Annotated in this window: 15 protein-coding genes; 10 read left to right on the plus strand and 5 right to left on the minus strand. The window is 64.8% G+C overall.

Going from position 1 to position 14,420, the window contains the following annotated elements; genetic code table 11:
* Positions 1-6 precede the first annotated feature (6 nt).
* From gatA to AIOL_RS16925, 3 genes are all read right to left on the minus strand, one after another.
* A complete protein-coding gene (gatA, locus tag AIOL_RS16915) occupies positions 7-1,491 on the minus strand; it encodes an Asp-tRNA(Asn)/Glu-tRNA(Gln) amidotransferase subunit GatA (protein ID WP_049644065.1) in 1,485 nt (494 codons plus the stop codon).
* A 96-nt stretch (positions 1,492-1,587) separates the two neighbouring features.
* Complete coding sequence (gene gatC, locus AIOL_RS16920) at positions 1,588-1,875, minus strand: Asp-tRNA(Asn)/Glu-tRNA(Gln) amidotransferase subunit GatC (RefSeq protein WP_049644066.1); 288 nt, start codon at positions 1,873-1,875, stop codon at positions 1,588-1,590.
* Between the two features lie 165 nt (positions 1,876-2,040).
* On the minus strand, positions 2,041-2,691 hold the full coding sequence (locus AIOL_RS16925; protein ID WP_049644067.1) for a ceramidase domain-containing protein: 651 nt from the start codon (positions 2,689-2,691) through the stop codon (positions 2,041-2,043).
* Positions 2,692-2,742: 51 nt separating this feature from the next.
* Here AIOL_RS16925 and AIOL_RS16930 point away from each other — a divergent pair, with 51 nt between their 5' ends.
* Positions 2,743-3,435, plus strand: coding sequence for a metal-dependent hydrolase (locus AIOL_RS16930; protein WP_049644068.1), 693 nt, complete (start codon positions 2,743-2,745; stop codon positions 3,433-3,435).
* A gap of 156 nt (positions 3,436-3,591) precedes the next feature.
* On the opposite strand, the gene AIOL_RS16935 is transcribed toward AIOL_RS16930, so the two are convergent.
* Positions 3,592-4,056, minus strand: coding sequence for a nucleoside deaminase (locus AIOL_RS16935; protein WP_049644069.1), 465 nt, complete (start codon positions 4,054-4,056; stop codon positions 3,592-3,594).
* A 40-nt stretch (positions 4,057-4,096) separates the two neighbouring features.
* Here AIOL_RS16935 and AIOL_RS16940 point away from each other — a divergent pair, with 40 nt between their 5' ends.
* The 7 genes from AIOL_RS16940 (at position 4,097) to AIOL_RS16970 (ending at position 11,054) form a co-directional block, all read left to right on the plus strand.
* Complete coding sequence (locus AIOL_RS16940; RefSeq protein ID WP_049644070.1) at positions 4,097-4,876, plus strand: class I SAM-dependent methyltransferase; 780 nt, start codon at positions 4,097-4,099, stop codon at positions 4,874-4,876.
* A 9-nt stretch (positions 4,877-4,885) separates the two neighbouring features.
* Positions 4,886-5,665, plus strand: coding sequence for a pseudouridine synthase (locus AIOL_RS16945; RefSeq protein WP_049644071.1), 780 nt, complete (start codon positions 4,886-4,888; stop codon positions 5,663-5,665).
* 157 nt (positions 5,666-5,822) lie between these two features.
* Positions 5,823-6,647, plus strand: a complete 825-nt coding sequence (locus tag AIOL_RS16950; RefSeq protein ID WP_049644072.1) for a TerC family protein — start codon at positions 5,823-5,825, stop codon at positions 6,645-6,647.
* Positions 6,648-6,835: 188 nt separating this feature from the next.
* Complete coding sequence (locus tag AIOL_RS16955) at positions 6,836-7,726, plus strand: 5-bromo-4-chloroindolyl phosphate hydrolysis family protein (RefSeq protein ID WP_049644073.1); 891 nt, start codon at positions 6,836-6,838, stop codon at positions 7,724-7,726.
* A 23-nt stretch (positions 7,727-7,749) separates the two neighbouring features.
* The gene (locus tag AIOL_RS16960; protein ID WP_049644074.1) at positions 7,750-8,955 is read left to right on the plus strand and encodes a toxic anion resistance protein; all 1,206 of its coding nucleotides are present in this window, start codon (positions 7,750-7,752) and stop codon (positions 8,953-8,955) included.
* On the plus strand, positions 8,952-9,902 hold the full coding sequence (locus AIOL_RS16965; protein WP_053101299.1) for a DUF2927 domain-containing protein: 951 nt from the start codon (positions 8,952-8,954) through the stop codon (positions 9,900-9,902). The genes AIOL_RS16960 and AIOL_RS16965 overlap by 4 nt, the downstream gene beginning before the upstream one ends.
* 24 nt (positions 9,903-9,926) lie before the next feature.
* Entirely contained in the window at positions 9,927-11,054 is a 1,128-nt protein-coding gene (locus AIOL_RS16970) for an SPFH domain-containing protein (RefSeq protein WP_049644075.1), read from the plus strand.
* Positions 11,055-11,323: 269 nt separating this feature from the next.
* Here AIOL_RS16970 and AIOL_RS16975 read toward each other — a convergent pair whose 3' ends face one another.
* Positions 11,324-11,854 (minus strand): hypothetical protein, encoded by a 531-nt coding sequence (locus AIOL_RS16975; protein ID WP_049644076.1) that lies wholly within the window; start codon positions 11,852-11,854, stop codon positions 11,324-11,326.
* 120 nt (positions 11,855-11,974) lie between these two features.
* Between AIOL_RS16975 and AIOL_RS16980 the strand changes: the two genes are divergently transcribed.
* Both AIOL_RS16980 and AIOL_RS26330 read left to right on the plus strand, forming a co-directional pair.
* Positions 11,975-13,066: a TFIIB-type zinc finger domain-containing protein gene (locus AIOL_RS16980; protein WP_049644077.1), complete on the plus strand. Its 1,092-nt coding sequence runs from the start codon at positions 11,975-11,977 to the stop codon at positions 13,064-13,066.
* Between the two features lie 563 nt (positions 13,067-13,629).
* The gene (locus AIOL_RS26330) at positions 13,630-14,058 is read left to right on the plus strand and encodes a Mov34/MPN/PAD-1 family protein (RefSeq protein WP_152912567.1); all 429 of its coding nucleotides are present in this window, start codon (positions 13,630-13,632) and stop codon (positions 14,056-14,058) included.
* Positions 14,059-14,420 lie beyond the last annotated feature (362 nt).

A 14,420-nucleotide genomic window follows, 5' to 3' on the forward strand; every position in this document is an offset into this window, starting at 1 on the left:
CGGGCCTTACCACCATTTGGCGGGCTTTTCCACAAATCCCGCCGCGCTTTCGAGCGAATAGGCGGTATTCAGCAGGTCGCCCTCTTCCCAGGGGCGCCCGATCAGCTGCAGCCCCAGCGGCAGGCCCTGCTTGTCCAGCCCCGCGGGCACCGAGATGCCCGGCAGCCCGGCCAGGTTCACCGTCACGGTGAAGACGTCGTTGAGATACATCTGCACCGGGTCGGCGTCCGCCATCTCGCCCAGGCCGAAGGCCGCGCTGGGGGTGGCGGGGGTCAGGATCGCGTCCACGCCCTGCGCGAACACGTCCTCGAAATCCTTCTTGATCAGCGCCCGCACCCGCCGCGCGCGGTTGTAATAGGCGTCGTAGAAGCCCGCGCTCAGCACATAGGTGCCGATCATCACCCGGCGCTGCACCTCGGCGCCAAAGCCCTCGGCGCGGGTCTTCTCATACATCTCGGTGATGCCGTCGCCCTGGGCCATCTGCGCCCGGTGGCCGTATTTCACGCCGTCATAGCGCGCGAGGTTCGAGGACGCCTCGGCGGGGGCGATCACGTAATAGGCCGGCAGGGCATATTTCGTATGCGGAAGCGAGATGTCGACGATCTCGGCGCCAGCATCGCGCAGCATGGCTGCGCCGTCCGCCCAGAGCGCCTCGATCTCGGGGGGCATGCCCTCCATGCGGTATTCCTTTGGAATACCGATCTTTTTGCCGCGGATGTCGCCGGTCAGCGCGGCCTCGAAATCCGGCACGGCAAGGTCGGCGCTGGTCGAATCCTTGGGGTCATGCCCGGCCATCGCGCCCAGCATGATCGCGCAGTCGCGCACCGATTTGCACATCGGCCCGGCCTGGTCCAGCGACGAGGCGAAGGCCACGACCCCCCAGCGGCTGACCCGCCCATAGGTCGGCTTGAGCCCGGTGATGCCCACGAAGGCCGCCGGCTGGCGGATCGAGCCGCCGGTATCCGTGCCCGTCGCCGCCAGGCAGAGGTCCGCGGCCACAGCGCTCGCCGATCCGCCCGAGGAGCCGCCCGGCGTCAGGGCGCGACCGTCCACCTTCCAGGGGTTCACCACGTCGCCATAGACCGAGGTCTCGTTCGACGAGCCCATGGCGAACTCGTCCATGTTCAGCTTGCCCAGCATCACCGAGCCGGCATCAAAAAGCTGCTGGGTGACGGTGCTCTCATATTCCGGCTTAAAGCCCTCTAGGATCCGGCTGGCGGCCTGGCTGGGCACGCCCTTGGTGCAAAAGAGGTCCTTGATGCCCAGCGGGATGCCGTTCATCGCGAGCGCCTCGTCGCGCCCTTGCTGGCGCTCATCGGCGGCTTTGGCCTGGTCGCGCGCGATCTCTGGGGTGTTATGCACGAAGGCGTTCAGCGCCCCCGCGCCCTCGATGGCACCCAGGCAGGCCTCGGTGATCTCCAGGCTCGTCGTCTCGCCCTTGCGCAGCGCGTCGCGCGCCTCGGCGATGGTTAACCTTGTGAGCTCAGTCATCTTGTCATCCCTTGATTGGGCTGCGCCCGTTCGCGCCCGAATTCGCGCCCGAAGTCACGCCTGAAGCGGTCCGCCGGACCGTTCCCAAAACCCCGCTCACTCGACCACCTTCGGCACGGCAAAGAACCCCTCGCGCGCGTCCGGCGCGTTCGCCAGAATGCGCTCGGGCATGCCGCCATCGGTGACCTCATCGGCGCGGCGCTTCAGCCGCATCGGCGTGACCGAGACCATCGGCTCGACGCCCTCCACATCCACCTCGTTGAGCTGCTCAATGAAGCCCAGGATGTTGTTGAACTCCTGCGCCAAGGCGGGCAGCGCGTCCTCCTCGACCTTGATGCGGGCGAGCTTGGCCACATGGGCGGCGGTCTTGTCGTCGATGGACATCGGGTTTCTCTCGTCTTGGACGGGTCTTGAACGGGCGCGGTTTACCGCCCGGGCCGAGGCGCCGCAAGGGGCGCTGTCAGGCAAGCTATCGGGCAAGCTATCGGGCAAGCCGTCAGGCAAGCGGTCGGGCAAGCTGCCATACAAAGGGCCGACAGGCGCCCGACGCTATGCCGACGCGCGGTTCTCGGCGATGTGGCGCCGATGGACCTCGATCATCCAGCCCAGCATTATGCCGTTCAGGATGTGCCACAGGAAATGCGTCCCGACCGGCAGCTGCGCGCAGACCATCTCGTCAATGCTGCGCAAGAAAAGGGAAAGCGCCAAGATCGCCGCGCCCAGCGCCAGCCCGCCCGCCGTGCGTTTTGCCCTATGGCGCAGCGCGAAGCCATAGCCACCGATCAGCAGCGCAACGGGCCAGTACCCCGCCGAAATATGAAAGAATGGCAATGCGTTAAACAGATAAGCTGCCCCCATCACATAGGGGAAGAACAACAGCACGCCGATCCCGGACCAGAACCGCGACATGTTCCAAAAGTGCAAGTTGGCGGCGTATACATAGACTAGGATAAATCCAACAATCGGCCCCACATCCGCCAGGGCCGACCAGATCTGCGCATGGGTGTGAAACAGGTAGGACCCAATGCCGATCATTCCCAGAAGAATGCATAAGAGCCGCCCCAGCGGATCGGTGACCCGCCGCCACATCACAAGCGCCGCCACCAGAAAGGCCAAGTTTGTCAACGCGTTGACCGGCTCGGACCAGTATTCAGGCCCGACCCGCTCGCAATATCCGTCCAACGCCTGCGTCCAATCCATAGACAGCCTCGCTCGCTTTGCTATCGTGTCGTTAAACTCAGGGAGGTATTCATGCAAATCATATGGCTGGGGCACGGCTCGTTTCGGATTGAGATCGAGGACGCGGTGCTTTTGATCGACCCCTGGCTGACCGGGAACCCGGTCCTGACCGAGGATCAGCACGAGGCGGCGGTCGCGGGCGGCACGCATTTGGTGCTGACGCATGCGCATTTCGACCATATCGCGGATATGCTGCCGCTGGCGCGCAAGCTCGGCATCCCGGTGATCGGGCAGTATGACCTGATGAAATACTGGGAGGAATACGAGAAGATCGAGGTGATCGGCTTCAACAAGGGCGGCACGGTGCAGGCGGGCGGGGCCAGCCTCGCGATGGTGCCGGCCTCGCATTCCACGGGGATGGGCACCGATGAGGGCCCGCTCGTGACGGGCTCAGAGGTGGGCTACATGATCTCGGGCGAGGGCCACACGATCTATGTCTCCGGCGACACGGGCATCATGGCGGATATGGACTGGATGGGGGACTATTTTAAGCCCGATATCGGCATCATCTCCGCGGGCGGGCATTTCACGATGGATATGCGGCAGACCGCCTATGCGGCGAAGAAATACTTCAACTTCAAGACCTTGATCCCCTGCCACTACAGGACGTTCCCGCTCTTGGAGCAATCCGCGCAGGCATTGATCGACGCCCTGCCCGGCGTCCAGGTGATCGAACCCGAAATCATGCAGCCGATCGCGTTCTAACCCAACTCGGCTTCACCTTGTCGAAAATACGCATCGCCCCGCGCGCGCCCAATCCGAACGCATATGTCGCGCGTCGCCGCGCGTCTTGCCCGCCGCCCGCGCGCGCAAGCCGTCAGGCTGAGCACGTGGGCTAGACCTGCGCGAGCGCCAGCGAGCTCAATTTGATAGCGGCGACCTCAAGCCCGCAAAAAACGCCCGCAGCAAGGCCTCGGCCTCCGCGGCGCCAATGCCGTCATAGACCTCCGGCGCGTGATGCGCCTGGGGGTGCGAGAAGACGCGCGGGCCTTGCGCCACGCCCCCCGACTTCGGATCAGAAGCGCCGTAGTAAAGCCTTGAAACCCGTGCAAAAGAGATCGCCGCCGCGCACATCGGGCAGGGCTCCAAGGTCACGAATAGGTCGCAGCCCGTCAGCCGCTCCGATCCCAGCGCGGCGCAGGCCGCGCGGATCACCAGCATCTCGGCATGGGCGCTCGGGTCGCTCAGCTCTCGCGTGCGGTTGCCCGCCGCGGCCAGGACCTCGCCCGCCGCGGACACCAGGACCGCGCCCACCGGCACCTCGCCGCGGGCGCCCGCGGCGCGCGCCTGCTCCAGCGCCAAGTCCATATGCGAGCGAAACACCATCCCGTCTTGTCCACCGCCGCGCGGCCTGAGACAAGGGGGGATGGGGGAAGACCATCAGGACATATATGACCCGGCATTCGTGGCCGATCTTTTCGATCGCTGCTCGGCGCGCTATCGCTGGTGGTCGGCGGTGGCGTCTTTCGGCCTCGTCTGGGTCTGGCGCCGCGCCTGCGTGCAGCGGCTGGGTGCGATGGTGCTGATCGCGCGGCTCAAGGGCGCCGAGACGCCCAAGGCGCCCCGAATCCTCGACCTCATGGCCGGCACCGGCGAGGTCTGGCCGCATCTGCTGGCGCGTTTCCCCCGGGCGCATGTCACCGCCATCGACATCTCGCGCGCGATGCATGACGAAGCCGTCGCGCGGCTGCACAGGGCCCGCAGCCACGCGATCACCCATATCCAGACCGACGCGCTGACCGAGCCGCTGCCCGCGGCCAGCGCGGATCTCGTCATCGCAACCTTCGGGCTGAAGACGCTGACCCAGGCGGGGCAATCCCTGCTCGCCGCCCAGATCAACACCGCCTTGGCGCCCGGCGGCAGCTTCGCCCTGATCGAGGCCTCGGACCCGCGCGGCTGGGCCCTGCGCCCGCTATACCTTTGGTATCTCACCAAAATCCTGCCGCTGGTCGAGCGCGCGTTGCTGCGCGGGGCGCAGGATTTCTCGATGATCGGCACCTATACCCAGCGCTTCGGCGATTGCGGGCATTTCGCTCAACAGCTGCGCGCCCAGGGGCTCTTTCTCACCGAGCGGCGGCATTTCTTTGGCTGCGCCACCTCCGTGTCGGGGTTCAAACCCATTGCGCCGCTGGGGGCGAAGCCCTAAAGCCCGCCCATGCCAGAGACCGCAAACCCCGGCGACCGCATCGCCAAAGTCATCGCCCGCGCCGGGCGCGCCAGCCGCCGCGAGGCCGAGCGGCTGATCGAGGCGGGCCGCGTCACCGTGAACGACAAGGTGATCGACAGCCCGGCGCTGAACGTGACCGACAAGGACAGAATCGCCGTGGACGGCACGCCGCTGGCCGCGGCAGAGGACGCCCGGCTCTGGCTCTACCACAAGCCCACCGGGCTGGTGACCTCGGCGCGCGACGAGAAGGGGCGCAAGACGGTGTTCGACGCGCTGCCCGAGGGCATGCCGCGGGTAATGTCGGTCGGGCGGCTGGACCTGAACTCCGAGGGGCTCTTGCTGCTGACCAATGATGGCGGCATCAAGCGGCGGCTGGAGCTGCCCTCCACCGGTTGGCTGCGCCGGTACCGCGTGCGGGTGCATGGCAAGCCCACCGACGCCATGCTGGAGCCGCTGCGCCAAGGCATCACCTCGGATGGCGAGCGCTTCCAGCCGATGCAGGTGGAACTCGACCGCCAGCAGGGCGCCAACGCCTGGATCACCGTGGGGCTGCGCGAGGGCAAGAACCGCGAGATCCGCCGCGCCATGGAGGCGGTGGGGCTGTCCGTCAACCGGCTGATCCGCATCAGCTATGGGCCTTTCCAGCTGGGGCAGCTCAAAGCCGGCGAGGTCAAGGAGATCCGCGGCAAGGTGCTGCGCGACCAGCTGGGCCTGCCGCAGCCCGAGCGCCCCAAACCGACCCAGGCCAAGCGCACCCGCCGCAGATAGCGACCACCAGACCGTCTGGGCGAGCCAAATCTCTTCCAAGAGATTTGCAATTTTCTTGCAAGAAAATTGTCCCGCCCAGAGCGCAACGCGCCCCCTTGTTCGCAGGCGCGGCATTTGCGATCACTGCCGCAGACACATTTTCGAGGGGCGTGCTAGTATGGCCGAGCTTTTGACCTTTGAGAACCTGGGCAACCTGCTGATGCTGTGCTTTCTGCAGGCGGTTCTGGGCTTCGACAACCTTCTTTACATCTCGATCCAGTCGCAGCGGGCGCCGGTCGCCCAGCAGGCGGCGGTGCGCTACTGGGGGATCATCATCGCGGTGGCGCTGCGGATCATCCTGCTGGTGGCGATGATCTACCTGATCGACGCGCTGGCGGCGCCGTTCTTCACCTTCACCTGGACGGGCTACCTGGAGGGCGGGGTGAACTTTGCCACGGTGGTCTTCGTCTTGGGCGGCATCTTCATCATGTATACCGCGGTCAAGGAGATCGCGCATATGCTCTCGGTGGACCACCTGGACGCGGATATCGAGGGCGGCGGCAGCGCCGGCATGACCGCGGCGCGGGCGGTGGCGCTGATCGTGATGATGAACCTCATCTTCAGCTTCGATTCGATCCTCTCGGCGCTGGCGATCACCAAGGTGATCCCGATCCTGGCGATTGCGATCATCGTCTCCGGCCTGGCGATGCTGCTCTTGGCGGACGGCGTGACGCGCTTCCTAGAGAAGAACCGCATGTACGAGGTGCTGGGCCTCTTCATCCTGCTGATCGTGGGCGTGGTGCTGCTGGGCGAGGCCGGGGTCGCCGCCAGCCATGCCGCCCATGACGAGGCGCTCCAGATCAAGATCTTTGGCTACGACCTGGTGCCGATGTCCAAGACCACCTTCTACTTCTCGGTGGTGGTGCTGTTTTTGGTCGAGGCGATCCAGTCGGGATACAGCCGCAAACTGGCCATCGAGCGGCAATCGCAGTCGAATCACTGAAGCTGACCCAGCGGCACCCAAATGGGCTTGGTTAACGCTGGTCTGGCCTGCAGGATTGGCCTATAGACAAGGCTCTTACGCCTGTTTCAGTAAGGGAAGCGCAATGAGTTCATCCGGCCTGCAATTACTGGCTTTTGGTCTGCTGGTGGTGTTGATCCTCTATGTCGCGTTCACGGGGGCCTGACGGCATGGCGCAGCGCTACGGCGGCAAGTTTAGCCCTGATGGTCAAAGCGATAACGCGCGCCCGGCGCCGAAATCGCCGTTTCAGAACCGCCGCCGCACGCGCGTCGGCGCGCGGGTGAACCTGCTCTTTGTGGTGCCCTTGGTCTTCTCCTGGAAGGCCTTCGGGTCAGAGCCGCTGGCGCTGGCGCTTTACCTTGCGGCACTGGGCGTGATGCTGCTGGCGGCGTGGATGACGCGCGAGGGGATCAAGGCCCAAGAGGCCTATGATGCGCGAAAAATTGCCAAGCGCCCCGCCCTGCCCCGCAAGATGCTGGGCTCGGTGCTGATCGGGCTCGGCCTGGCGGTGGGCGCGATTGCGGGCGCGCAGGGCATCGCCGCGGCCGGCATCTTTGCCGTGCTGGGCGCGGCGCTGCATTTCCTCGCCTTCGGGCCTGATCCTATGCGCGACAAGGGCGCCGAGGGCATCGACGCCTTCCAGACCGACCGCGTGGCCAAGGCCGTGGACGAGGCCGAGGCTCGGCTGGCCGCCATGGCCGATGCCGGCCTGCGCGCCGAGGACCGCGAGGTCACCACCCGCATCGAGCGCTTCCAGGCCACCGCCCGCGAGATGTTCCGCACCGTCGAGCAAGACCCCCGCGACCTCTCCAGCGCGCGCCGCTTCCTGGGCGTGCTGCTGAACGGCGCCCGCGACGCCACCGTGAAATTCTCCGATATCTACGCCCAGAACCGCGAGCCGCAGGTCAAGTATGACTACCTGCGCCTGCTCGACGAGCTCGAGGGCACCTTCGCCGCCAAAACCGAAACCCTCCTCTCTGACAACCGCACCGATTTGAATGTCGAGATGGACGTGCTGCGCGATCTGCTGGATCGCGAGGGCCTGAACAAAGATAGTTAGATTACCCCGAAGGGAGAAGTTACATGTCCATTCTAGAGAGCCGCGAGGCCGCGCAGGCGGTGCTCAAGGAGGTCGAGGAAGTCTCGGCCACCGTCCTGCCCGAGCCCTCCACCGCCTTGGTGCCGCTGGCGGAAGCCGACGAGCCAACAAGCGCTGCGATCACCAAGCGCCTGGGCGAGCTGGCGGTGCTGGACACCAACACGATCATCAATTTCGGCTCCTCCGCCCAGGTCGAGCTGCAAGAAATCAGCCAGTCGATGCTGCAAGGCGTCAAGAACAAGGATGTGGGCCCGGCGGGCGACAGCCTGCGCACGATCGTGTCGACGATCCGCGGCTTCTCGGTGGGCGAGCTGGACGTGCGCCGCAAGCGCTCGCTGTGGGAGCGCCTGACCGGCAAGATGGCCCCGATGGCGCAGTTCATGGCCCGCTTTGAGGGCGTGCAGGGCCAGATCGACAAGATCACCTCTGACCTCGAAGAGCACGAGCGCGTGCTCTTGAAGGACATCAAGTCGCTGGACGTGCTCTATGACCGGACGCTCAGCTTCTACGACGAGCTGGCCTTGTACATCGCCGCGGGCGAGGAGAAGCTGGCAGAGCTGGACGCCACCACCATCCCCGCCAAGGAGAAAGAGGTCGAGGCCGCGCCCGAGGACCAGGCGGTGATGCAGGCGCAGGAGCTGCGCGACCTGCGCTCGGCCCGCGACGACCTGGAGCGCCGGGTGCATGACCTCAAGCTGACCCGCCAGGTGACGATGCAGTCCCTGCCCTCGATCCGCCTGGTGCAAGAGAACGACAAGTCGCTTGTGACCAAGATCAACTCGACCCTGGTGAACACCGTGCCGCTCTGGGAGACCCAGCTGGCGCAGGCGGTGACCATCCAGCGCTCGTCCGAGGCCGCCGAGGCGGTGCGCGACGCCAACGACTTGACCAACGAGCTGCTCAAGGCGAACGCCGCCAACCTGCGCGAGGCCAACAAGGTCGTGCGCGAGGAGATGGAGCGCGGCGTGTTCGACATCGAGGCCGTCAAGCAGGCCAATGCCGACCTGATCGCCACCATCGAGGACAGCCTGCAGATCGCCGACGAGGGCAAGCGGCGCCGCGCCGAGGCCGAGACCGAGCTGCAGAACATGGAGCGCGAGCTGCGCGAAAAGCTCTCGGCCGCCCGCGCCAGCGGCACCGGCATGGGCGCCGCGGTGGGCGAGGCCGTGCCCGGATCCGACGCTTCGTGAGGCAGCGGACGCTCAAGAACTGGAGCCTTGGGGTCGCAGGCGCGTTGCTGCTTGCGGCCTGCCAACCCATTGGGATCCTGGACAACGCGCCACCGCCGCAGCCGGGCCCCGAGCCCGAGGGCCCCGTCGTCACCGAGCCCTCCGCCGCCAGCAAGTCGCTGGAGGCCTATTACGGGCGCATCCAGCAGAACTTTCTGACCCGCGGGCTGCTGCGCGTGGACGGCGGCGGGCCGGACACGCCGATCACCCGGCGGCAGCTGGTTGAGAATTTCGTGCGCATCGCGCTGTTCGAAGAGTTCTCCAGCGTCGGCGGGCGCATGGTGCGGTCGGGAAAATCCACCCGGCTGCATCGCTGGGCGCAGCCGATTCGGATGCAGATCGTCTTTGGCGACAGCGTGCCCCTGGCCAAGCGCGCGCGCGACCGGCGCGAGATCTACGCCTTCGCCCGGCGCATGACCCGCCTAACCGGCCTGCCGGTGACGGTGGGCGCCCCGGACCCCAATTTCTTCGTGTTCATCGTCAACGAGGACGAGCGCCAGGTGCTGGGGCCGAAGCTGCGCGAGATCAGCCCGGACGTGGACAGCGCCGCGGTCGACACCGTGCAGGACATGCGGCGCTCGACGCTGTGCCTGGTCTTCGCGGTGGATGGCGGCGAGAACGGCATCTACTCGCGCGCGGCCGCGGTGATCCGGGCCGAGCATCCCGACCTGCTGCGGCTGTCATGCATCCATGAAGAGATCGCCCAGGGGCTCGGCCTGCCCAATGACAGCCCGCTGGCGCGCCCTTCGGTGTTCAATGACGACGAGGAGTTCGGGCTCCTGACCACGCATGACGAATACCTCTTGCGCATGCTCTACGACCCGCGCATGCGCCCCGGCATGACCGAAGCCGAGGCCCGCCCCATCGCCGAACAGATTGCGTTGGAGCTTTTGGGCGCCGAGAGTTAGCACAGAGTACAATAGGAGACCCCAATGAGCATTTTCGATTTTCTTTCCGGCGAGTTCGTTGATGTCATTCACTGGGTGGACGACACGCGCGACACCATGGTCTGGCGCTTCGAGCGCCACGGGCACGAGATCAAATACGGCGCCAAGCTGACCGTGCGCGAGGGCCAGGCGGCGGTCTTCATTCACGAGGGCCAGCTGGCGGACGTGTTCACCCCGGGCCTCTACATGCTCGAGACCAACAACATGCCGGTCATGACGACGCTGCAACACTGGGACCACGGGTTCAAAAGCCCGTTCAAGTCCGAGATCTACTTTGTCGCCACCAACCGCTTCAACGATCTCAAATGGGGCACCAAGAACCCGATCATGCTGCGCGATCCGGAGTTCGGGCCGACGCGGATCCGCGCCTATGGCACCTACACCGTGCGCGTGGCCGAGCCCGCCAAGTTCCTGACCGAGATCGTCGGCACGGATGGCGAGTTCACAATGGACGAGATCAGCTTTCAGATCCGCAACATCATCGTGCAGGAATTCAGCCGCGTGATCGCGGGCTCCGGCATCCCGGTGCTGGACATGGCGGCCAACACCGCCGATCTGGGCAAGATGATCGCCGCCGAGATCAGCCAGATCGTGGCGGGCTATGGCCTGTCGATCCCGGAGTTTTACATCGAGAACATCTCGCTGCCGCCCGCGGTCGAGGAGGCGCTGGACAAACGCACCTCGATGGGGCTGGCGGGCGATCTGGGCAAGTTCACGCAGTATAGCGCGGCGGAGGCGATGACCCATGCCGCGCAGAACCAGGGCGGCGCCGGTGGTGGCATGGGCGCCGGGCTCGGCGCGGGCCTTGGCATGGCGATGGGCAATATGATGATGGGCGGGCAAGGCGGGCCCTGGGGGGCCTCCTCGCCGCAGCCCGCAGCGGCGGCCCCGCCGCCCCCCCCGCCGGTCGAGCATGTCTGGCACATCGCCGAGAACGGCCAGACCTCCGGCCCGTTCTCAAAGGCGAAACTGGGGCGCATGGCACAAGCCGGCGAGATCACCCGCGAGACCTTCGTCTGGACCGCAGGCCAGGACGGCTGGAAGCGGGCCGAAGATGTGCAGGAACTGGCGCAGCTCTTTACGATCCTGCCCCCGCCGCCCCCCGGCGCGTAGGCCTGGAGGACAGCTAACGGCGATTGGCACGCCACAATTTTCTTGCAAGAAAATTGCGAAACTCTTGCAAGAGTTTCTTTGGCGCGCCCCACACTGATCCTTTTTGGTGCGACCCGAATGGATCCCTCTAGCGCGACCGCGCGCCGGTCTGCGGGCCCAACTTTCCTTGGAAGGAAAGTGCAAATCTCTTGCAAGAGATTTGACGCGCCCGAACGGTGCTCAAGACCAAAAGCAACCGGAATGCACATGAAGCATCGCCAAGCGCGCGCCTAGTAAAGCCCGCTCAGAAGCGCCTCGGCGCGGCACGCATCTGACGCAAACTTAATCCCATTGGCCCGCTCAACCGGCATCGGCCGCGGCGGCGGCACTTGGCTTGCCACGATCAGCGCGCCGTCCACGCAGAGATCCTGCGCGGCACCGCCGATATTGAAGCCAAAACCGGGATCGCCGCAATTCCTGCCGAACCCGTCCATGTTCCAGGCCTGCGGCATCGGGAAGTCCTCGCCAAAGACCACGAATTCCGAGGGCGTCGGCGCGAAGGTCAGCCGCCAGGTTGTCTCGGGCAGAAGCATCCCCAGTGCCCAGCGCCCCACGGGCACGCCGTCCTTAGTGCCTGAGATCTCAAAGCAGGACAGGTCATCCTCCAGCACGTATCGCTTGCCCAGAAGGGCGACGTCAAAGCTCATACGGCCCTGCATGACGTACCCGCCGGCGCCCTGCCATTCGAACCGATAGGTGACGTCGCCAGCCTGGCCGGGCGCTGCCGCCGCTGCAAATACAAATGCCAATATCATCCGCATAGCCGACCCCACGGTTGCGACGAGGCAGAGACTACCCGGCCCGCGCGGCAATGCAACGGCTTTCCCTTGCCCGGCGCGCCGTTTACTATTCACGCAACCCATTTGAACGGATCGCAGCCGATGCCTGACGCCCCCCAAGAGCACCGCTTTCCTTGCGACAATTGCGGCGCGGATTTCCGCTTTGCCGCCGGCGAGGGCAAGCTGATCTGCGACCATTGCGGCAACGAGGCCGAGATGGCCGGGCCGCCTCCCAGCGGCGGCATCAAGGAGCTCGACTTCAAGGCGGCGCTGCAGGCGCGCCTGCCCGAGGCCGAGATCGAAGAGACCCGCGTCTCAAGCTGCCCCAATTGCGGCGCTCAGGTCGAGTTCGACGCCGACACCCATGCCGCCGAATGCCCGTTCTGCGCCACCCCGGTGGTCACCGACACCGGCACGCACCGCCACATCAAGCCGCGCGGGCTCTTGCCCTTCGCGCTGTCCGAGAGTGCCGCGCATGACGCGATGAACGACTGGCTGGGGGGCTTGTGGTTCGCGCCGGGCGGGTTGCAGGAATACGCCCGCAAGGGGCGCCGGATGGAGGGCATATACACGCCCTATTGGACCTTCGATGCCGAAACCAAGTCCAGCTATCGCGGCGAGCGCGGCACGGTCTATTACGAGACCCGCACCGTCACGCGCAATGGCAAGACCGAGACCCAGCGCGTGCAAAAAATCCGCTGGCGGCGCACCTCCGGCCGCGTGGCCCGGTTCTTCGACGACGTGCTGGTGCTGGCCTCCAAGAGCCTGCCCAAACGCTACACCGACGCGCTGCAACCCTGGGACCTCTCCGCGCTGGAGCCCTATAGCCCGGAATACCTCGCCGGTTTCCGCGCCGAGGGCTACACGGTCGAGCTGGACGAAGGCTTCCACGAGGCGCGCGCCCATATGGACCGGGTGATCGAGCGCGACGTGCGCTTTGACATCGGCGGCGACCGGCAGCGCATCCATGACGTGGACACCGCGATCAGCGACGTGACCTTCAAGCACATCCTGCTGCCGGTGTGGATGGCGGCGTATAGGTACCGCGACAAGACCTACCGCTTCGTGGTGAACGGGCGCACGGGGCGGGTGCAGGGCGAGCGCCCCTGGTCGGCGATCAAGATCGCCATCGCCGTGGCGCTGGGTCTGATCGTGGCGGGCGGGATCGGCTACGTGGTCGCGCAGAACCAATGATCTGGCAGGGGCTTGATTAACTTAACAATCCGTTAATGCGCCCTTTGCGTAGTTCCCCCGTCCACCCACCCCTATCCTCCGCCGATTCGCGCTAACGGGAGGTTAAGAGATGGCGGAAAGCCACCCGCGGGGCAGCGACGTAGACTTGGCACCGCGACGTCGCCCCAGCAACGCCATTGCGCGCCGCACCAAGGCACGCGTAGATGGGTGTTCTATTGCTCTCTCATGTTTGTGCTCCATGACGCCAACATGGGGCCACTTGGTTAGCAATCCGTTATCAGATCTGAATTTGTCCGGCTGCACGCAAAACGTAGGGTGGGCAATCTGCCCACCGCGACCACACGGCACTAATCTTTCGACGCAAGCACAGCACGCCTGATCTCACGCACCACCCCTCGAAGAAGGCACAACGCGTCCACTGTGGCTCGGCCTGCAACCCCGCTCACACCGAACCCGCAAAAAATTGTGCCTGACCCCAGCGTCGCCATGCGGTACCACTTGCCTGGAGCCCAGCAAAAATCTCTTTGAACGTCTTGCGAGTCTCAAAGAATCGGCGGGGAATTATGTGGCCTAATCATCGAGCAACAAATGTAATCAAGAGGAGAAATTTCTGGCTTCCTCTAAGCGAATTTAGCAGATTGCGCCGCAGATCCCTTATTGCCGCCAACGACGGCCTCCGAGAGATATGCGGTTACTTTGTTTGCGGCCCAGACGGTCAAGTGCGTTTGACTTTCACGCTGAACAGAACGGCGGAACCGAGCAGATTCAAGATGCGCAAAGCCGATCTAGGTGTGTGCCCTACTCGAAGGCAGGTTTGGGGAACATTTCATTCACACCCGCTTGGCGAAGAATATCCATCTGAAACGGAAGCGAATTTATCTAATTTTTCGCCGTTGCTCATGATCTACAGTGACATATTCGAAAAGATAGCGTTATGGGGATATTTCCGGAGTAGGACGCCAGTTCGATTGAATCTACGGGTCCGTAGATAACGGCAAGCCGTAGGATGGGTTTTGAACCCATCTTTCGCAACGGGAGCGAATTGTAGGGTGGGCAATCTGCCCACCGCGATCACAATTCTAATGTTTCGACGCAAGCACAGGGTGCGCGACCTCACGCACCACCCTTCGGCGAATGCACAACGCCCGCACCACCGCGCGGTCCGTTAACCACACTCTCCGCCCGACAAGTTGCCATACGCAAGTCCGACACATTGCCGACGCTTTGCCGACCGCGGATTCCCCAACAAAATAAGCCGTTAACCGCCCGATTCGCGGCCCCATGGCAAAATCCGCCGCCCGCACCGTTTAACCCTCGGTAACGCCCCGCAACCGCCCCCTCAATTTCGCAAAAG

The organism is Candidatus Rhodobacter oscarellae (assembly GCF_001078595.1).
In the GTDB taxonomy this organism is placed as follows: domain Bacteria; phylum Pseudomonadota; class Alphaproteobacteria; order Rhodobacterales; family Rhodobacteraceae; genus Rhodobacter_B; species Rhodobacter_B oscarellae.